The 254-nt window shown below is 42.1% G+C and carries 1 protein-coding gene; it reads right to left on the reverse strand.

Annotation, left to right across the window (positions count from 1 at the left end):
• Positions 1 to 254: ABC transporter permease subunit (locus RYX56_RS23860; RefSeq protein WP_317124321.1), on the reverse strand; the 254-nt coding region annotated here is incomplete at both ends.

The raw sequence follows: 254 nt of genomic DNA on the forward strand, positions 1-254 counted from the left end.
TTTTTGCGCAGCCATTAAGTTCATCAGCCCAACAGGCAATGTCTTATTGGGCCCCGGTATCAATGTCAGAGCAATAATGTATTCATTCCAAAAGGCGAGAAAGTTAAAAAGAATCACGGCAATGATACTTGGCCTGGCCATCGGAATCATGATTGAAACCATTGTTTTAAAATAACCGGCCCCATCGACTAATGCCGCTTCCTCATACGTTGACGGCAGTGACTGAAAATAACTGGATAACAAGTAAATGGTAA

It is taken from the genome of Alkalihalophilus lindianensis (genome assembly GCF_032843265.1).
GTDB lineage: Bacteria > Bacillota > Bacilli > Bacillales > Bacillaceae_D > Alkalihalophilus > Alkalihalophilus lindianensis.